Genomic DNA, 17,657 nt, shown 5'->3' on the forward strand with positions numbered 1-17,657 from the left:
TTTGATTGAGGCGCGCCAGCTTAAAACTTTCAGCCCAGATCGGCCAGCGCCAGAGGCAGCCGTTCGGCAAACACCGCGATTTCTTCGGGCAAGCCGACAGAGACCCGGATACAGCGATCCAGCGGCGCAACGCCCGGCATCCGCACGAAGACGCCGCGCGCGGCGAGCGCCTTCACCAAAGCGCGGGCATAGTCCCCATCGCGACCGCAGTCCATGGTGACGAAATTGGTCGCGGAGGGCAGGGGCGTCAAACCGTTCAATTGTGCGATCCGTGCAAGTTCTGCACGCCCTTTGGCAACCCGTGCGACTGTTTGCATAAGGTAGTCCTGATCCGTCAGTGCCGCCAAAGCCCCCACTTGCGCCACGCGATTGACGCCGAAATGGTTGCGGATCTTGTCAAAGGCGGTGGCGATGTCGCGATGCGCGATCCCATAGCCGATCCGCGCACCTGCCATGCCATAAGCCTTTGAAAAGGTGCGGAACCGGATCACACGCTTGTCGGACGTGTCGAGCGCCGGACGCGTACCCTCCGGGGCAAATTCCGTATAGGCCTCGTCGAGGATCATCAGGCATCCCTCGGGCACCGCCTCAATCATCGCCTGCACGGTTTCGGCGGAGTGCACCGAAGCCATGGGATTGTTCGGATTGGACAAGTACACCAGTTTCGCCCCGACACCTTTGGCCTTGGCAATCAGGGCCTCCGGGTCTTCATGTTCGCCTTTATAGGGAATGGTATGAAGCACGCCGCCGAACCCCGCCACATGGTAGTTGAATGTCGGATAGGACCCCGCGGAGGTCACCACTGCATCGCCCGGCCCGACATAAAGCCGCACCAGATTGCCCAAGAGCCCGTCGATGCCCTCGCCAACCGTCACCTCCTCGGGTGCGATGCCAAGATGCGCGGCAATCGCAATCCGCAAATCGCGGTTCTCCGGCTCGCCGTATTTCCACACGCCACTCACACTCTCTGCCATCGCAGCACGCGCTTTGGGAGAAGGCCCAAAGGACAGCTCATTGGCCCCAAGCCGGGCCTCGAACGGCGCGCCGCGCAACTCTTCCATGCGTTCGGGCGCCACGAAAGGCACGGTGGAGGGCAGGCTTTGGGCGAGGGAGGTGAGGCGCGTGTCTGTCATGCGCTTCTCCTGCCTCAAAGAACACGCCTGCGCAAGCGCCGTAACGTCAGACCTGACCATGCATTTTCGCGCTGCTAGTTTCGTCTGAGGAGGACCTGCCATGACCGTCACGCTAACCATCGAAAACCACATCGCCCACCTGACCCTGAACCGCCCCGACAAGATGAACGCGGTGACCGAAGGTCTGATCGCCGATCTTCTGGCCCGTGTGGCGGAGATCGCCGCCTCGGACGCCCGTGTCGTGCTGCTCGCAGGCGCAGGCAAGGCGTTCTGCGCCGGGCTCGACACCTCGAATTTCCAACGCTTCATGACCGAGGATCTCGACGCGCTCGTGATGGAGCGTACCCATGGCGACGCCAACGCGTTTCAGGCCTTTTCGCTCGCGCTTCATGACCTGCCGATCCCGGTGATTGCCGCGATCCATGGCCCCTGTTTTGGCGCCGGGATGCAGCTTGCCATCGCCGCCGACATCCGCATCGCGTCCCCCGAGGCGCAACTGTCGATCATGGAGATGAAATGGGGCCTCGTGCCGGATATGGGCGGCATGGTGCTCTTCCCGCGGGTGCTGCGCTCCGATGTGCTGCGGCTGTTGACCTATACGAACGAGATCGTGCCCGCCGCGCGCGCCGCAGAGTTTGGCCTCGTCACAGAGATCGCCGAGGATGCCATGACCCGCGCGCTGGAGATCGCCACCACGATTGCGGGCAAAAGTCCCACCGCCATGCGGGCCGTCAAGCGGCTGATCGGTACAGCGGAAAGCTCGCATGACCGGGCGCATATTCTGATGGAGGAAAGCCGCGAACAACGCGCGCTGATCGGTACGCCGCATCAAATCGAAACCGTGATGGCCCAGATGCAAAAACGCCCGCCGGTCTACGACTGATCCGTCTCCTTTGCTGCTCTCAATACTCAAAACAAAAGGCCCGCCGATGTGGCGGGCCTTTTTTAAATCTTTTGAACCGGTTCAGCCAATCTCTCAGCCAATTTCGGAGAGACGCGCCAGAGCGGATTTGAGCTTGGCTTCTTCCTCTTCGCGCGCGGCGAGATTTTCCTGCGCCTCGGTCACAACCTCTTCCGGCGCGGAGGCCACGAAATTCGGGTTGTTCAACCGACCGCGCAGGCCCCCGAGTTCCTTGGCAAGCTTGCCGAGGGATTTTTCGAGCCGGGCTTTTTCTTCGGCGATGTCGATCACCCCTTCGAGCGGCAGGGCAAAGACGCCGCCCGCGACCGAAATGGTGATCGCGCCTTTCGGCATCGCGCCTTCGGATACGCTGTCGAGCCGCGCAAGTTTGAGGATCAGCGCTTCGTTGTTGGCGAAGGCGGTTTTGCCGGCCTCGTCCAACTCGACCTGCACCATCGGGATTTTCAGCCCCGCCGGCACATGCACTTCGGCCCGCGAGGAGCGGATTTGTTCCACCAGATCAATGACCCAGTTCATTTCCGCGCCCGCATCCGCGTCGATCAGATCGTCCGAAAGCTCCGGCCAGTCCGACAGCGCCAGCAGCGGACGCGCGCCATTGACCGTGCCCCAAAGTTCTTCGGTGATGAACGGCATGATCGGGTGCATCATGGCCAGCGCCTGATCCAGAACCCAGCCCATGGTTTGGCGCGTCTCGGCCAAGGTCGCCTCGTCCCCGTCGTAGAACAGCGGTTTCGAGAATTCGACATACCAGTCGCAGAACTTGCCCCAGACAAAAGCGTAAAGCGCGTTGGCCGCGTCGTTGAAGCGGTATTCCTCAAAGGCCTTGTCGACCTCGGCCAGCACCTTCACCGTTTCGCCGATGATCCATTTGTTCACCGTCGCGGTCGGCGTCGGCGTGACGCCCGGCGTATAGCCTTCGAACACGCCGTTCATCTCGGCAAAGCGCGCGGCGTTCCAGATTTTGGTGCCAAAGTTGCGGTAGCCTTTGATCCGGTCGACGGAAAGTTTCAGAACCCCGCCAATCGACGCCATCGACGCGTTGGTGAAGCGCAGCGCATCGGCGCCGTATTCGTCGATGATCTCCAGCGGGTCGATGACATTGCCCGTGGTTTTCGACATTTTCTTGCCCTTCTCGTCGCGGACGAGCTGGTGCAGGTAGACGGTGTGGAACGGCACTTCGTCCACCACCGCGAGCTGCATCATCATCATCCGGGCGACCCAGAAGAACAGGATGTCGAAACCGGTCACAAGGGCATCGGTCGGGAAATATTTCGACGTGCTCTCATCCCAGTTCGGCCAGCCGAGTGTGCCGATCGGCCAAAGCCCGGAGGAGAACCAGGTGTCGAGCACATCCGCGTCGCGCCACACCGGGTAGACCAGCTTGGTCGGGTCCTGTGTGACGTTGTACTGTGCGAGCGCGTTTGCGAAGACCTCATTGGCCTCCTGACGTGTCGCGACCTCGACCACGCGGCAGTGATTGAGCGGCGTCGGCAGATTGTCCATATCGGCGAAGAACTTGCCATGGACACCCTCGAAATCGGCGGCGCAGTGATGCACCGTCCCGCGATGCAGCATGCCGCCCTCGGTCAGAAGCCGGATCAGTTCCACCTCGTCCAGGGCGCCATCGCCCTCGTCATCGGTGAAATCCGGCGCGGAGAGGTCCAGCCCGTACCAGACCGGGATCTGGTGGCCCCACCAAAGCTGGCGAGAGATACACCACGGCTCGATATTCTCCAGCCAGTGGAAATAGGTCTTCTCGCCGCTTTCCGGCATGATTTTCGTCTTGCCGGTACGCACCGCATCAAGCGCCTTGCCAACGATTTTCTCCGCGTCCACGTACCACTGATCGGTCAGCATCGGCTCGATGACGACCTTGGAACGGTCGCCAAAGGGCTGCATGATTGGCTTGTCTTCGACATAGGGAACCGTCTCGGTCACCTCGGTCTCGGTGCCGTCTTCGTCTTTGACCTTCTTGGTGACGGTGGTCATCACCGCCAGACCTTCGTCGTTGATCTCCGAAATCACCGCTTTGCGCGCGTCGAACCGGTCGAGGCCCCGCAGGTGCTCGGGCACGAGGTTGATCGTGTCGACTTCGGTTTCGGTGAACGGTTTGCCCGCCAAAATCTCGGCGGCAAGGATCGCACTGTCTTCATAAGACAAGCCATCCGCGCGCATCGCGCCTTTGGTGTCCATCAGGCGATACATCGGCAAGCCGCCGCGTTTCGCGACCTGATAGTCGTTGAAATCATGCGCACCGGTGATTTTCACAGCCCCCGAACCGAAGGTCATATCCGGGTATTCGTCGGTGATGATCGGGATCAGGCGGCGGTGCTCTTTCGGGCCGACCGGAATTTCGCAGAGCTTGCCGACGATCGGCGCGTAGCGTTCGTCATCCGGATGTACAGCCACCGCGCCATCGCCCAGCATGGTCTCGGGCCGGGTCGTCGCAATCGAGATATAGTCGCGCTCCTCGGAGAAGGTGACGTTGCCGTCCTCGTCCTTCTCGACATAGGTATAGGTCTCGCCGCCCGCGAGCGGGTATTTGAAGTGCCACATATGGCCCGCCACTTCGATATTCTCGACTTCCAGATCGGAAATCGCCGTCTCGAAATGCGGGTCCCAGTTCACAAGGCGCTTGCCGCGATAGATGAGACCTTTCTCATACATATCGACGAAGACTTTGATCACCGCGTCATGGAAATTGCCTTCCTCGCCAGCGGGCGCACCCGGTGCACCGGACATGGTAAAGGCGTTGCGCGACCAGTCGCAGGACGAGCCCAGACGTTTCAACTGGTTGATGATGGTCGAGCCGTATTTGCCCTTCCATTCCCAAACTTTCTCAAGGAAGGCTTCGCGGCCCAGTTCGGCACGCGAGGGTTGCTGGGTCTTCGCCAGTTCCTTTTCGACCATGAGCTGGGTCGCGATGCCCGCATGGTCCTGACCCGGCTGCCAGAGCGTGTCGAACCCGCGCATCCGGTGCCAGCGGATCAGAATATCCTGAATCGTATTGTTGAACGCATGGCCGACGTGCAGCGCGCCAGTCACGTTCGGCGGCGGGATCATGATGGTGAAGGTCTCGTCGCGTTTCTTGTGGGCGCCGGCTTTGAAAGCCCCCGCCTTTTCCCATTCCGCATAGATGCGCGCTTCTGAATCCTGCGCGTCGAACGTCTTTTCCATGGCCATCGTGGTCTCTCGCTTCGTTCCGGTCCGGGCACGGGGAAAGGCCCCGCGCTCAAGGGTCCCGCGCTTTTACCCCGCAGGAGGTGAGAGGGAAAGGGAGAAACTCCCCACGTTTCCGAGAGAAAAACTGCCCGGAGCGGGCCAAATTGACGTGGTGTTAAGCCTTGCTGTGGCATCACATCTTCCGGACCCGAAAGGAGAACACGGGATGGGCGCCGCCTCCGCGCGATTGCAAAGACTGGCCGACCGGATGATCCGAAGCGGAATGCATCGCGGTGTGACGCTCTCGATGTTCGACCGGGACACCGGGCGGGAGGTGCATGTCGGCGCGGGCAATCTCGACAGCCGGACACCCTATTTCGCCACCGGTGTCACCAAGCTCTTCGTCACCGCGATCCTCCTGCAATTGCTGGAGGAGGAGAAAATCGACTTCGACATGCCTTTCGTGCATTATCTCGGCAATTGCGCCCATTGTTCCGAGCTGCATGTCAAGGACGGGGTCGACCGCACCGGCGAGGTGACGATCCGTCATCTGATGTCGCACACCTCGGGTTTCGGCGATTATTTCCTTTACCGCATGCACGCCCGCCGGTTGCGCCACGAAATTGCCGAGGGCATCGACGGCGCCTGGAACTTCGAAGAGGTGATCCAGCGCACCCGCTCGCACGGTGCGGTCGCGGCCCCCGGGGCCTCGAAACGTGCGATCTACACCGATACGAACTACCACCTTCTGGGCCGCGTCATCGAACAGATCGAGGGCAAAAGTTTCGCCCAGGTCGTCCAGACCCGCGTCGCCGAACGTCTGGGGCTGAGCTCGACCTATATCTATTGCGACCCCGCCGACCGTCATCCGATGCCGCCCCTGTCGCGCCGCATGCAGGTCCATGTGCCGCGCACCATGACCTCGTTTCAGGCCGACAGCGGCCTCGTCACCACCTCGCGCGAGTCGCTGATCTTCGCGCGCGGGTTTTTCGAGGGCTACCTCTTCGACAAACGGGTTCTGCCACGGCTCTACACCTGGCGCCCGATGTTCTTTCCCGCCGAATTCGGCACCGGCATCATGAAGGTGCAGGCACCGTGGTGGCTGCATCTGCCTTATCGCATGACCTTCCTGCCGCAACGTGTCCTGCACAAGCCGCCGCGTCTCATCGGGCATTTCGGTTTCGGTGGAAGCACCTGTTTCTACGCGCCCGATCTCGGCGTCTATGTTGCGGGAACGGTCAACCAACTGTCCGATCCCGTGCGCGGCATCGTCTTTGCCGTGCGTGGGGTCGAGGAGATGGCCGGCGACATCCGCCAGACGCAACTGGCCGCGCTGCGGGCGGAGCCGCACGATCGTCGGCATCCGGCGGAATAGAGGGCAGATCGCGGCCTTAAATCGCGGTCTTAAATCGCCCTGTCGAACTTGATCGACAGGTGGATCAGGCTTTCGATGTCCTGAACCCCGGTGATGCCGTTGATCTGCTCCAGTGTCTGGTCGATCTCTTCGGTCGTGTCACAGGCGATCTGCGCGATCAGATCGACCCGCCCCGTCGAGGTCGCGACCATTTCCACCTCCGGCAGTGCCTTGAGTTTGGTCACCACCGAGGCCGAACTGCGCGGCTCGACCTGGATCAGCACCGTTGCCTTGATCCGCCGCGCCAGCGCCACGTCGCCCAGCTTGATTGTGTAACCGGCGATGATCCCGGTGGTTTCCAACCGCTCCAGCCGCGCCTGCACGGTCGAACGTGCCACCTTGAAACGCCGCGCCAGACGCGACACCGAAGTCGATGAATCGGCTGCCAGCGCCGTCAGGATCTTTTGATCAAGTTCGTCCATTTTTCCGCTCCAAAATCCCGCGCGGCCCAGCGTTTTGGACCGGCTGATAAAGCATTATAAATTTGACCGGCAGTTTCGTTAAATTGACCGGCGTTTCGCACGATTTTACTATTTCTATCGACCAAATCAACACGCATATAGCGATCACTGAAAGACAGGATCGAAGGACGGTCGCCCGGACGAAAACGAGGCGGTCCCGCACCTGGCCTGGTTAGGATTAACCGCGTAAGCGCTATCCCAACCGGACTTTTCCCGGGCAAGATGTGGCTGCGCTCTGTTGGTAAAGGACATGACCAATGGGGCTCTCTAAAACCATCTGGGCAACGCCCAGCGAATACCTGCGCACGCATGCTCCCGAGCATCCCGTGCTGTTCTTCTCCCCCGCCATTCTGCAAGCGACCGCGCGTCGTTTTATCAAAGGGTTTCCCGGGCTTGTCACCTATGCGGTGAAATCCAACCCGGATGAAGAAGTGCTCGCCAACCTCGTGGCCGCCGGCGTCAAAGGGTTCGACGTGGCCTCCCCTGTGGAGATGGACACCATTGCCCGTATCGCCCCCGGCGCGGCCATGCATTACAACAACCCGGTGCGGTCGCGCACCGAGATCCTGCATGCCGTGAAAATGGGCGTGAAATCCTACTCCGTCGACAGCCACTCCGAGCTGGTGAAGCTGGGCGAACTGGTGCCTGCGGATGGTGTCGAGATTTCCGTGCGCTTCAAACTGCCGGTCGAGGGCGCAGCCTACAACTTCGGTGCGAAATTCGGCGCGACTGTCGAACTGGCTGCCGAGCTTCTGCTGCTCGCCTCCCAGCTCGGGTTCACCCCGTCGCTGACCTTCCACCCGGGCACGCAATGCACCGATCCGCACGCATGGGACAAATACATCCGTGCTGCCGCCGAGATCGCTCAGATGGCCGACGTCAAAATCGCGCGCCTCAACGTGGGTGGCGGCTTCCCGTCCCATCGCCTGAACGAGGTGGTGCCGCAGCTTGAGCCGACCTTCGACCTCATCGGTCGTGTGGCGCGCGAAGCCTTTGGCGACGACATGCCGGCGCTCGTTTGCGAGCCGGGCCGTGGTCTTGTGGCCGAAAGCTACTCGCTCGTGACCCGCGTCAAGGCGATCCGCGACGATGCCCATGTGTTCCTGAACGACGGTGTCTATGGCGGTCTCTCCGAGCTGCACCTCGTCGGTGTCATCGACCGCATCGGCGTGTTCGGCCCGCAAGGTGTTAAACGCGAAGGCGAAAAGGTGTTCCGCACCGTCTTCGGCCCGACCTGCGACAGCCTCGACAAACTCCCGTCCGAACTGGGCTTCCCGGCGACGATGGAAGAGGAAGACCATGTGATCTTCTACGGTCTCGGCGCCTATTCGGTCGCCACCGCGACCAAATTCAACGGCTTTGGCCAGATCACCGTGGAAACGGTGCAGCGCCACATCTGATCGTTTCTATCGTCCGGCGGCGATCATCCGGGCCGAATGTCCCGGCTCCGTGTGATCAAACCTGTGACGCAACGTCCCCTCCCTCGCAAAAGGGAGGGGATTTTTCATTTTCCCATGCTAACTCTTTCACATGGATCAGAAAAAAGGCTTCTTTGGGCGCGTTTCGCATCTCTTCAAGTTCCGCCAGCGGGTGCGCACCTCCGGCGGTCACCATTCCCGTGGTCCGCTCACCCATGTGATCATCATGGACGGCACGCTGTCCTCGCTGGCGCCCGGCGACGAGACCAACGCGGGCCTGACCTACAAGCTCTGTACAGAGGCTGCGCAGAAGACCGGTCTGGGCGCGAACATGCTGGTGCGCTACGAGGCCGGCATCCAGTGGCGTGGCTGGCGCGACACGATGGACGTGATCGAAGGCCGCGGCATCGACCGGCAGATTCAGCGGGTTTATGGCGCCTTGGCCTCACGCTATCGCCCCGGCGACCGCATCTTCCTGTTCGGCTATTCCCGTGGCGCCTATGCGGTGCGCTCGCTGTCGGGCTTCATCGACATGATCGGCCTCCTGCGGCCCGAAGAGGCGACCGAACGCAACATCCGCACCGCGTATCGCCATTACCAGATGGCCCCGCACGCCGCCTCCTCGCATGCGTTTTCCGCAGGCCATTGCCATCCGCGGGTCGAAATCGAATTCTTAGGCGTCTGGGACACGGTCGCGGCGCTGGGCATCCATTTCCCGCTCCTGTGGCGCTATTCCACCGTATTTCACGAATTCCACGACCAGATGCCCGCCACCTGCGTCAAGCGCGCCTATCATGTGCTGGCCCATGACGAATCGCGCGCGGCCTATGAGCCTGTGATGTTCGAAACCAACCCGGACGCCCCGATCTTCGCGGGCACACGCCAGGTTCTGCAACAGATGTGGTTTCCGGGCACCCATGGCGATGTCGGCGGGCAATTGTCCGGCAGCAACCCGGAGCGTCGGCTGTCGAACGCCACGCTGGTGTGGATGCTCGACAAGGCGGAAGCGGCGGGGCTCACCCTGCCGCAAGACTGGCGCGGGCGCTATCTCGCCGACCCGCACGGACCCTCGGTGGGCATGAACCGCGGCTGGGGCAAGTTCTTCGTCCTGCGCGAGGCGCGCGTGGTAGGGGCGGACGCCTCGGAGGTCCGGCATCCGGCGCTAAAGCGTTAGGCCACGCCCAGATTCGCGCAGACCGCCTTCGTCAGTGTCGGGCGGTTCAGCGTGTAGAAATGCAGATCCTCGACGCCTTCCGCGATCAGTTTTTCACAGAGTTTCGTGCAAAGATCGACAGACAGCTTGTGGTGATCCTGCGAATGCTCGAACGCGGCCTCATAACTGATCGGGATCGGCGTGCCACAGCTCGCGGCGAATCTCTGAATGCCCTTCCAGCTTGTGATCGGCAGGATGCCGGGAATGATCTCGCCCGTGATCCCCGCGCGGGCGCAGCGGTCGCGGAAGCGGAAGAAATCCTCCGGCTCGAAGAAGAACTGTGTGATCGCCGAATCGGCACCCGCTTCGAATTTCTGCTTGAGCCAGGTGATGTCGGAGGTTTCATCCGCCGCATCCGGGTGCGGGTCGGGATAGGCGCCGACACGGATCTTGAAATCGCCGGTGGCCTTCAGCGCGGCGATCAGCTCGACGGAGGTCGCAAAGCCGCCTTCCGCCGGGGTGAATTTGCCCTGACCTTTCGGCGGATCGCCCCGCAGCGCCACGATCTCGTTCACACCGACGCTTTTATAACTTTTTGCAATCGCGAGCGTTTCCTCCCGCGTCGCATTCACACAGGTGAGGTGCGCCGCGACGTTCCAGCCGTATTTGCGGGTGAGCAAAGCCACGGCGTCATGGGTTAGCTCACGCGTCGTGCCGCCCGCGCCATAGGTCACGGAGACGAATTCCGGCGCCATATCGCCCAGCACCTGAAGCGTCTCGAACAGAGAGAAACAGGCTTCGATATCCTTCGGAGGGAAGAATTCGAAAGAAATTTTGGGCGCTTTGGTCATCGTCTGGTCCTCATTGAACTGACGGCTCTTGTGTCACGACAGGCCATGTGAGACAAATTCATAATTCTCAAGATCAACATGAGCGCCATTCAAGATGCACCTCGAATTCCGCCACTTGCGCACGATCAAGGCCATCCATGAAGAAGGGGGGCTGGCGCGCGCCGCCGACCGGCTCAACATCACCCAATCCGCGCTCTCCCACCAGGTCAAGGGGCTTGAGGATCAGGCCGGGGTGGAGCTGTTCGTGCGCCGCTCGAAACCGCTGAAACTCTCGCCCGCAGGCATGAAGCTGCTGGCGCTGGCCGAAGACGTGTTGCCCAAGGTGCAGGCGCTCGAGGACGAATTCCGTGGCATCGAAGAGGGCACTTCGGGCCGTCTGCACATCGCGATGGAATGCCATGCCTGTTTCGACTGGCTCTTTCCCGTGCTCAATCAGTTCCGCAAGGCCTGGCCGGAGATCGACGTCGACATCCGCCAGCGTCTCGCCTTTGGGGCGCTCCCCGCACTCGAACGCGAGGAGGTGGATTTCGTCATTTCCTCGGACCCCGAAGACATTCCGGGCATCACCTTCGTGCCGCTTTTCGATTATGCGCCGATGTGCGTTCTCTCCGCGAAATCGCCTTTGGCCGAGAAGCCCTTTCTCGAAGCCGGGGATTTCGCCGATCAGACCCTCATCACTTATCCGATGGACCGCGCCCGCCTCGACGTGTTCAAGACCTTGCTGACCCCCGCCGGGATCGAACCTGCGCAACAGCGTCAGGTCGAACTGACCGATGTGATCCTCATGCTGGTCGCCGCGGGGCGGGGTCTTTCGGTGCTCCCGGACTGGGTCATGCGCGACATCCGCAGCCACCCAGATTACGCCATCCGGCCCCTGACCGCATCGGGGATTACCCGCCGGATGTACGCCGCCGTGCGCGAGGACGATGTGAGCAAACCCTACATGGCCCATGTGCTGCGCATCGCGAAAACCGAAGCCGTGAAGCTCCAGCGCGGGTGAAACCCGGCGGAACCGACGATTTTCCGTGCATTTCTTTGCCCTGAAACCCTTGGCAGGGCGGGTCAGGCGGCGTATACGCCCGGTTTGAACATCTCAACACCTTTCGGAGCCCGGACCCATGCAAGGCAGCGCCAATCTCAATGTCATGATCAAGGCCGCCCGTGCGGCAGGTCGTTCGCTGGTCAAGGATTTCCGTGAGGTCGAGAACCTTCAGGTCTCCTCCAAGGGGGCGGGCGACTTTGTGTCCAAGGCCGACATTCGCGCCGAAGAGATCATCCGCGAGACCCTGATGGAGGCACGCCCGAATTACGGCTGGACCGGCGAGGAAAGCAAACCCGTCGAGGGCACCGACCCGACGCGGCGCTGGATCGTCGATCCGCTCGACGGCACCACCAATTTCCTGCACGGCCTGCCGCATTGGGCGATCTCCATCGCGCTTGAGCACAAGGGCGAGATCGTCTCCGGCGTCGTCTTCGATCCGGCCAAGGGCGAGCTGTTCTGGGCCGAAAAAGGCGCGGGCGCCTGGATGAACGACACCCGCATTCGGGTGTCGGGCCGCAGCAAGATGATCGAATCGATCTTCGCCACCGGTTTGCCCTTCGGCGGGCGCGGCGATCTGCCGGAAACCCTGCGCGATCTGGCGCGGCTTCTGCCCGCCACTGCCGGTGTGCGCCGCTGGGGCTCCGCCGCGCTCGATCTCGCCTATGTGGCCGCCGGTCGCTACGACGGCTTCTGGGAACGCCGTCTGAACGCATGGGACATGGCCGCCGGTGTGCTTCTCGTGAAGGAAGCGGGGGGGTTCGTCGAAGGGCTGCACCCCGAGGACAACCCGGTCGACAGCGGTGAAGTGATCTGCGGCAACGAAGCGCTGTTCGAGCGGTTCGCGGCCATCATCCGCGCAGCCTGAACGCAGTTTTCCGCATGACGCTTGCTCCGACTGGGCCGCACCGCAGGGCGCGGCTCACGGAAGCGTGAGTTTTCCTCGCAAATGCGCGGTTCCTGCCCTGATTTCGTCGCTTTCTCATGGAAAGCTGATCGGGATCATCGGAGGGATAGACGTGATTGACAGATTCAAACATTTTTGCGCGCTCTTCCGTGCAGATGACGAGGGGGCTGTGACGGTCGACTGGGTCGTGCTTGTCTCGGCCATCGTCGGGATGAGCATCATGGTGCTGTCGATCATCTGGCAGGGGGCCTTCACCTTCTCGATGCGGTTGAATTCCGAAGTCGAAAGCATGGACGTCGTGAATTATACCGACGCCTCGGAAGACAACTCTTCAGCAGAAAACGCTGCAGAAGACAACACCGCGGAGCAAAGCTCTTCGGCCAGCTTCTAATAACGCCATTCGTTCAAAGCCGTGAGCCCCAGCCTGACGGCCGCGTCCGCCGTATGCGGGACGGTGCGGGCAGGATCGTGTGGCTTTTGCTGTCCGTGGTGATCAGCGCCGGCGCCGGACAATCGGTACGGAGCTTCGGGCATAGCGCGCCGCAGCATGCACCGGCCGTCCGTGGGTGCGCTGCCAATAGATCGGTCCGCCAAGTCGAAGCCAAAGTGGTAGGGCCAGCACCACCCCCGCGACAAAGCCGCCGACATGCGCTAGATGCGCCACCCCGCCGGCGCCCGCCGTCGAACTCAGCTCCGCCACAACCTGAAGCGCGAACCAAAGCCCCAGCATGACCCAGGCGGGCAGGGGGAAGACCTTGAAAAAGATGATGAAGATGAACAGCACATCGACCCGCGCCTTGGGGAACAGCAACAGATAGCCCCCCATCACCCCCGCAATCGCGCCCGAGGCGCCCACCATCGGCACGCGCGATCCGGGATCGGCCAGATATTGCGCCATCCCGGCCGCAAACCCGCACAGGAGATAGAAGACGAGATAGCGCATATGCCCCATCTCGTCTTCGAGATTGTCGCCGAAAATCCACAGGAACAACATGTTGCCCGCGATATGCATGACGCCCCCATGCATGAACATGGAAGTGAGAAACGTATCGTAGCCGGAGCCCTGGCTGATCCGTGCGGGCAGAAGCGCCCAGTCCGAATAGATCGACAAAAGCGCACGCTCGTCGCCATAGCTCGGCAGCATCGCCAGAAACACCGCCAGGTTCACCGCGATCAGCGCATAGGTGACAAGGGCGGGACGGCGCGAGGGGTTATGGTCGCGGATCGGAAACATCAGACCTCAGCCTCGCAGGCTCTGGTAAAACGCGATGTCCCGCGCATAAAGCGCCTCGATCAAAGCGCGCTCCCGCACACTGATCTCAAGCTTCTTCTTGCGGGAATCCGTCGCATGGTGCAGCACATTCTGGAGCCCCGAAAACTGCCCGAAATAGGTCATGCAAACCCGTTCCAGAAAGGGCTCAAGCCGCTCCACCGTCCCGACATCATAGCGCTCGATCGGACCGGGGATCATGTCGAGCTGCGGCAGGTAATGGCCATTCCGGTAATAGTCATTGTCCCGCAGCGCGATCAGGAATTGTTCCAGTGTGGGGATCGTTTCTTCATCGCCGGCATAGCGATGCTGACGGATGAAGGCGGCGCTATGCCCCTTGTCGCGCCATGCGGAAACCGCGCGTTCAACGGGGTCGCGCAGCACGGTAATCTTTGCCGCGGCCTCGAATTCACGCGGCCAGGGCAGCGTGTTGAACAGGGCTTTGAGCCGATTGATCCGCACATCTTCCAGCCCTGGCCGAGAGGCGTTGGCCATCGTGCGCACGATGGTCGAATTGGCGCATTTCGGCAGGCGGGCGTAAAACAGCTTCTGCGCCGGTGCATAGCAGACACGGGACATCGCGGCCTGACGCGCACGCTCCGGCAAGAGCGCCGTGACCGGATAGCTGTCGGGCGAGGCGTACCGGAGGCGCACCAGACGGTTGCGCAGATTGCGTTTCGCCATCGCTGCAACCGGGGCGTTTCGTCCGGTCAGGCCGTTGTCTGACATGAGCGCTCTTTCTGCGAAAGGATCGGTTTTCTTGTGCGGCGAACACATGGCCGGGTCAAGAGGCGCGCTGACATCCGCTGCGTCGCTGCGCTGCGGCGTGTTTCCGCGCGCCTTTCCTTCGCACCGGCAGAAACACGCCAATTGTTCGGGCTTTGCCACAATCTGGCCGCATTCATGACCTCTTGCCTTTATAGCCTCGCAAAAACCCGACGAGGCAGCGATGCTCAAACGACTTCTCTTAGCGGCTCTCATGTTCATGCCCACGGCGCTGTTCGCGGACAAGGCCGGGATCGGCGCGTGGGAAAATTCCAACCAGACGATGTTGCGCTGGATCGAGGACGCGCCTGCGCTCGATTGGTATTACACTTGGCGCCCGACCCAGATGTGGTCGAAAGACACGCGCCGCCGCTCCGTCGAATTCGTGCCGATGATCCGCGACGCAGGGGATGTGAACAAGAAAATCGTCTCCGACCTGCCGGTGCGCACGCTTCTGGCCTTCAACGAACCGGATTCCCGCAAGAGCGCAGGCAGCAATCTGTCCGTCGAACAGGCCGTCGCCCTCTGGCCGAAACTCGAAGCCCGCGGGTTGCGCCTCGGCAGCCCGGCGGTGACCCAAGGCCAGACGCTCGGCAAAACCTCATGGCAGGGCCGCTTCATGGCGCAGGCGGAGGCCCGTGGCCTGCGCGTCGATTTCATGGCGGTGCACTACTATTCCACCAATGGCGATGTGAAGGCGTTTGAAAACTGGCTGCGCGCGGTGCATGCCGAATATGGCCGCCCGATCTGGGTCACGGAATTCGCCTATATCGACTGGTTCAATGTCCGAAGCGCCAATTACGCGCAAAATGCCGCTTTCGCCGAGGCTGCCATCCTGATGATGGAGCGGTTGCCCTTCGTCGAACGCCACGCCTGGTTTGCCGCCAATCCCTATCCCTATGCCGGAGGCGCGCCGCAGATCAATCTGGTGTCCAACACGTTGCAACCGACTCCGGTCGGCGTCGCTTTCGACCGTGCTCTGAGCCGTATCGGTGCGCGGCGTGTGGCCTCCGCCGAAGAGTGACGTCGCCGCTCCCCGCCCGCAAATCGGCTTGCCTCCGCTTACGCATCCTGTAACGCTCCGCCGCGACATGTTTCTCCCTGCGCCCTCTGGGCAAGCCGGGGGCAAGATGTTAGGAGGCGGGCATGGCTTGATCCGGGGCAATCGGACCGATCTCTTGCCCGGATAAGGCAGGCCCGCGTGGTGGAATGGTAGACACAGAGGACTTAAAATCCTTAGGCCGTATAGGCCGTACCGGTTCGAGTCCGGTCGCGGGTACCAATAGTTTCAATGTGTTGTGAGAATTTCTTTGTAATGTAAATTGCCTTGAATAGCATTCGCTCCCACACCTAACTCCCACATCTCATTTTATTCTATTTTTGTTCTGTTCCGAGTCATGGCGCGTTTGGACAGAGCTTTGCGGTTCGCTTTCTTCCGGTAAAACACGACCATTTCGGCGCTCTGGTTGGTCACTGCCTGTATCTCTGCGTCAGAGCATCCGGCCTCTGCGAGGCGAACGATTGCCAGTTTTCGCAAACCGTGAAGGCTGAACTTTTTGGCGTCGTCGCCCAAGGTCTTGCGCCACTTCTGGAATGAAGACGCAACAGCGTTATAGGTTAGGGGTTCGGTCAGATTTTTGGCGAGCACGTATTGACCGCGCTTCGGCTGAGCGGCGAGGAAGGAGCGCAATTCTTCTGGGCAATAGACAGGAAAAAGCTCGTCTGCCTTTTCATCTGTGACGTGCATCCATTCGCCTTCAAATTGCTCCCATTTCATAGTGATCGCGGCCCCCGGTCGCTGTCCCGTGCCGAGTATCAGTTCGGCTGCAATACGGACGCTTTCAGGAGCGCCGGGCAGTTTTTTGATCATCCATTCTGGCCATGCCTCAAGCTCTCTCTGCTTCCCGTACAGGTCGATTTTCGAAGCGGGATTGTCGCCGATTGGCCAGTCCTGTTTGTTCTTCCCGTAATTCCATAGCATTCGTATGGTCTGGATGTACTTGTCTGCCTCACGTGGCGTTGCTGCCAGCTTGTCATGAGCTGCGCGAATGGCAGATCTCGTGGTGTTGCGCACATCCTTGTTGCCATTTTTCTCCATGATGTTGTCCATGGTCGGGCGATAGAAAGTCTTGGTACCGGCTGAGAGCTTGTTTTGAACGCGAGGGTCTTTTCTCCACGCGATGATGAGTGCCTTCCAAGTGTATTTTAAGGGAGCCGCTTGGCGCTCATGGCGACCCGCCTCGCACGCCCAATATTGGCGGTCGAGTTCTTCCGCATCTCCACCCCATCGCAACAAGATATGACGCTCTTTGCGCTTTCCATCCTGCGACCAAGTCACCCGATGGTAGGGTTCCCAGGTGCCTTTGCTCTTGTTCCATTTCCATGAAAGGTGCGGCTTGGCTATGCGCGGTTTGGCCGGTTTTCTCATAGCTCGAAATCTTGATCTTTGGGACGAGCGGCGGTGCCGTTCACGATGGCTTCGAGGTCGGCCACACGCCACCGCTCAATGGTTCCAGCGATTGTTGTGGGGCGCGGCAATGCGCCGCGCTGAACGAGGCCGCGAAACTCAATGGGCTTCATATCGAGCATGGCGGCTGCGGTTTTTTCAGTGACCGCAATCTGTGTTGTCTGGCGTCCCATTATTCACCGCCTTTCGCGGATAGCGCTCGGTCGATCCGCGTCACGAACCAATCGCGCATCGCTAACTTACTGGAATTATATTCCTTCGGCGCTCCGATCACTTCCATGATTGCATCTAGACTGTCGTTTTTCATATTTGAAAGGAGTTCCAGAAGCTCCGTTTTGTGGGTCTCAGCGGCTTCGGCGCGCTCCCGCCATTTGTCCGCGTCTCCGACGGCTCTGTCGTTCTCGCGCGAAATGATCTCAATTGATTGGCGCAGGTCTGCAATGGTGCCGCGCAAGCGGGTAATCTCGTCAAAGTCAATACGCGCGCGTTCTTCGGATATGGCCCGTAGCTGCAAATCTCTAGCCACTGCCTTAGTGTGCTCGGCGCGAAGACGGGTGATTTCAGATGCGGCCCATTCATGCGGAAAGCAGCGGGGGCACGGGATCATGGCGAAGCCCGCCGGGTCCTCGACGCCGCAGCCGTTGCAGACGGGACAATCCTTGTTTGCTTTTCGTGTCATGCGGATTTCTCTTTTT

The 17,657-nt window shown here is 60.9% G+C and carries 17 protein-coding genes and 1 tRNA gene; 9 read left to right on the forward strand and 9 right to left on the reverse strand.

Annotation, left to right across the window (positions count from 1 at the left end):
* Window positions 1–29 precede the first annotated feature (29 nt).
* Window positions 30–1,133, reverse strand: coding sequence for a pyridoxal phosphate-dependent aminotransferase (locus tag NH195_RS11210; protein ID WP_066706853.1), 1,104 nt, complete (start codon window positions 1,131–1,133; stop codon window positions 30–32).
* A 100-nt stretch (window positions 1,134–1,233) separates the two neighbouring features.
* Here NH195_RS11210 and NH195_RS11215 point away from each other — a divergent pair, with 100 nt between their 5' ends.
* The gene (locus NH195_RS11215) at window positions 1,234–2,016 is read left to right on the forward strand and encodes a crotonase/enoyl-CoA hydratase family protein (RefSeq protein ID WP_066706856.1); all 783 of its coding nucleotides are present in this window, start codon (window positions 1,234–1,236) and stop codon (window positions 2,014–2,016) included.
* A gap of 93 nt (window positions 2,017–2,109) precedes the next feature.
* Here NH195_RS11215 and NH195_RS11220 read toward each other — a convergent pair whose 3' ends face one another.
* Window positions 2,110–5,238, reverse strand: coding sequence for a valine--tRNA ligase (locus NH195_RS11220; RefSeq protein WP_066706859.1), 3,129 nt, complete (start codon window positions 5,236–5,238; stop codon window positions 2,110–2,112).
* A gap of 205 nt (window positions 5,239–5,443) precedes the next feature.
* Between NH195_RS11220 and NH195_RS11225 the strand changes: the two genes are divergently transcribed.
* Window positions 5,444–6,592 carry a serine hydrolase domain-containing protein gene (locus NH195_RS11225; protein ID WP_066706862.1) on the forward strand — a complete coding sequence of 383 codons (1,149 nt, stop codon included), beginning with the start codon at window positions 5,444–5,446 and terminating at the stop codon, window positions 6,590–6,592.
* A gap of 29 nt (window positions 6,593–6,621) precedes the next feature.
* Here NH195_RS11225 and NH195_RS11230 read toward each other — a convergent pair whose 3' ends face one another.
* Window positions 6,622–7,053, reverse strand: coding sequence for an Lrp/AsnC family transcriptional regulator (locus NH195_RS11230; protein WP_066706864.1), 432 nt, complete (start codon window positions 7,051–7,053; stop codon window positions 6,622–6,624).
* Between the two features lie 296 nt (window positions 7,054–7,349).
* On the opposite strand from NH195_RS11230, the gene NH195_RS11235 reads away from it, so the two are divergent.
* Window positions 7,350–8,492, forward strand: a complete 1,143-nt coding sequence (locus NH195_RS11235; protein WP_066706866.1) for a type III PLP-dependent enzyme — start codon at window positions 7,350–7,352, stop codon at window positions 8,490–8,492.
* Window positions 8,493–8,622: 130 nt separating this feature from the next.
* Complete coding sequence (locus NH195_RS11240; protein WP_066706869.1) at window positions 8,623–9,684, forward strand: DUF2235 domain-containing protein; 1,062 nt, start codon at window positions 8,623–8,625, stop codon at window positions 9,682–9,684.
* Here NH195_RS11240 and metF read toward each other — a convergent pair.
* Window positions 9,681–10,514, reverse strand: coding sequence for a methylenetetrahydrofolate reductase [NAD(P)H] (gene metF, locus NH195_RS11245; protein ID WP_066706871.1), 834 nt, complete (start codon window positions 10,512–10,514; stop codon window positions 9,681–9,683). The genes NH195_RS11240 and metF overlap by 4 nt on opposite strands.
* A gap of 94 nt (window positions 10,515–10,608) precedes the next feature.
* Here metF and NH195_RS11250 point away from each other — a divergent pair, with 94 nt between their 5' ends.
* From NH195_RS11250 to NH195_RS11260, 3 genes are all read left to right on the forward strand, one after another.
* Window positions 10,609–11,514 (forward strand): LysR family transcriptional regulator, encoded by a 906-nt coding sequence (locus tag NH195_RS11250; RefSeq protein ID WP_066706874.1) that lies wholly within the window; start codon window positions 10,609–10,611, stop codon window positions 11,512–11,514.
* Window positions 11,515–11,632: 118 nt separating this feature from the next.
* Complete coding sequence (locus tag NH195_RS11255) at window positions 11,633–12,421, forward strand: inositol monophosphatase family protein (protein WP_066706877.1); 789 nt, start codon at window positions 11,633–11,635, stop codon at window positions 12,419–12,421.
* Window positions 12,422–12,572: 151 nt separating this feature from the next.
* A complete protein-coding gene (locus NH195_RS11260) occupies window positions 12,573–12,851 on the forward strand; it encodes a hypothetical protein (protein WP_066706879.1) in 279 nt (92 codons plus the stop codon).
* Window positions 12,852–12,953: 102 nt separating this feature from the next.
* On the opposite strand, the gene NH195_RS11265 is transcribed toward NH195_RS11260, so the two are convergent.
* Window positions 12,954–13,694, reverse strand: coding sequence for a rhomboid family intramembrane serine protease (locus NH195_RS11265; RefSeq protein ID WP_066706880.1), 741 nt, complete (start codon window positions 13,692–13,694; stop codon window positions 12,954–12,956).
* 6 nt (window positions 13,695–13,700) lie between these two features.
* Window positions 13,701–14,459: a sulfotransferase family 2 domain-containing protein gene (locus tag NH195_RS11270; RefSeq protein ID WP_066706883.1), complete on the reverse strand. Its 759-nt coding sequence runs from the start codon at window positions 14,457–14,459 to the stop codon at window positions 13,701–13,703.
* Between the two features lie 220 nt (window positions 14,460–14,679).
* Here NH195_RS11270 and NH195_RS11275 point away from each other — a divergent pair, with 220 nt between their 5' ends.
* Window positions 14,680–15,519 (forward strand): glycosyl hydrolase, encoded by an 840-nt coding sequence (locus NH195_RS11275; RefSeq protein ID WP_066706886.1) that lies wholly within the window; start codon window positions 14,680–14,682, stop codon window positions 15,517–15,519.
* Window positions 15,520–15,690: 171 nt separating this feature from the next.
* Window positions 15,691–15,777 (forward strand) — tRNA-Leu (locus NH195_RS11280).
* 87 nt (window positions 15,778–15,864) lie between these two features.
* Here the strand turns inward: NH195_RS11280 and NH195_RS11285 are convergent.
* Genes NH195_RS11285 through NH195_RS11295 form a run of 3 tightly spaced genes read right to left on the reverse strand, consistent with a single transcriptional unit; the run spans window position 15,865 to window position 17,641 of the window.
* The gene (locus NH195_RS11285; RefSeq protein ID WP_066706889.1) at window positions 15,865–16,923 is read right to left on the reverse strand and encodes a tyrosine-type recombinase/integrase; all 1,059 of its coding nucleotides are present in this window, start codon (window positions 16,921–16,923) and stop codon (window positions 15,865–15,867) included.
* Window positions 16,920–17,135 (reverse strand): hypothetical protein, encoded by a 216-nt coding sequence (locus tag NH195_RS11290; protein WP_066706891.1) that lies wholly within the window; start codon window positions 17,133–17,135, stop codon window positions 16,920–16,922. The genes NH195_RS11285 and NH195_RS11290 overlap by 4 nt, the downstream gene beginning before the upstream one ends.
* Window positions 17,135–17,641, reverse strand: a complete 507-nt coding sequence (locus tag NH195_RS11295) for a hypothetical protein (protein ID WP_066706894.1) — start codon at window positions 17,639–17,641, stop codon at window positions 17,135–17,137. The genes NH195_RS11290 and NH195_RS11295 overlap by 1 nt, the downstream gene beginning before the upstream one ends.
* Between the last annotated feature and the right edge of the window lie 16 nt (window positions 17,642–17,657).

The organism is Celeribacter ethanolicus (assembly GCF_001550095.1).
Classification (GTDB): Bacteria; Pseudomonadota; Alphaproteobacteria; order Rhodobacterales; family Rhodobacteraceae; genus Celeribacter; species Celeribacter ethanolicus.

What these genes read in the sequence shown, in the direction of transcription:
- NH195_RS11230 (WP_066706864.1), bottom strand. Translation starts at nt 7,053, where the DNA reads ATGGACGAACTTGATCAAAAGATCCTGACGGCGCTGGCAGCCGATTCA.
- NH195_RS11285 (WP_066706889.1), bottom strand. Translation starts at nt 16,923, where the DNA reads ATGAGAAAACCGGCCAAACCGCGCATAGCCAAGCCGCACCTTTCATGG.
- NH195_RS11275 (WP_066706886.1), top strand. Translation starts at nt 14,680, where the DNA reads ATGCTCAAACGACTTCTCTTAGCGGCTCTCATGTTCATGCCCACGGCG.
- NH195_RS11250 (WP_066706874.1), top strand. Translation starts at nt 10,609, where the DNA reads ATGCACCTCGAATTCCGCCACTTGCGCACGATCAAGGCCATCCATGAA.
- NH195_RS11210 (WP_066706853.1), bottom strand. Translation starts at nt 1,133, where the DNA reads ATGACAGACACGCGCCTCACCTCCCTCGCCCAAAGCCTGCCCTCCACC.
- NH195_RS11270 (WP_066706883.1), bottom strand. Translation starts at nt 14,459, where the DNA reads ATGTCAGACAACGGCCTGACCGGACGAAACGCCCCGGTTGCAGCGATG.
- NH195_RS11290 (WP_066706891.1), bottom strand. Translation starts at nt 17,135, where the DNA reads ATGGGACGCCAGACAACACAGATTGCGGTCACTGAAAAAACCGCAGCC.
- NH195_RS11235 (WP_066706866.1), top strand. Translation starts at nt 7,350, where the DNA reads ATGGGGCTCTCTAAAACCATCTGGGCAACGCCCAGCGAATACCTGCGC.
- NH195_RS11295 (WP_066706894.1), bottom strand. Translation starts at nt 17,641, where the DNA reads ATGACACGAAAAGCAAACAAGGATTGTCCCGTCTGCAACGGCTGCGGC.
- NH195_RS11240 (WP_066706869.1), top strand. Translation starts at nt 8,623, where the DNA reads ATGGATCAGAAAAAAGGCTTCTTTGGGCGCGTTTCGCATCTCTTCAAG.
- NH195_RS11265 (WP_066706880.1), bottom strand. Translation starts at nt 13,694, where the DNA reads ATGTTTCCGATCCGCGACCATAACCCCTCGCGCCGTCCCGCCCTTGTC.
- NH195_RS11215 (WP_066706856.1), top strand. Translation starts at nt 1,234, where the DNA reads ATGACCGTCACGCTAACCATCGAAAACCACATCGCCCACCTGACCCTG.
- metF (WP_066706871.1), bottom strand. Translation starts at nt 10,514, where the DNA reads ATGACCAAAGCGCCCAAAATTTCTTTCGAATTCTTCCCTCCGAAGGAT.
- NH195_RS11220 (WP_066706859.1), bottom strand. Translation starts at nt 5,238, where the DNA reads ATGGCCATGGAAAAGACGTTCGACGCGCAGGATTCAGAAGCGCGCATC.
- NH195_RS11255 (WP_066706877.1), top strand. Translation starts at nt 11,633, where the DNA reads ATGCAAGGCAGCGCCAATCTCAATGTCATGATCAAGGCCGCCCGTGCG.
- NH195_RS11225 (WP_066706862.1), top strand. Translation starts at nt 5,444, where the DNA reads ATGGGCGCCGCCTCCGCGCGATTGCAAAGACTGGCCGACCGGATGATC.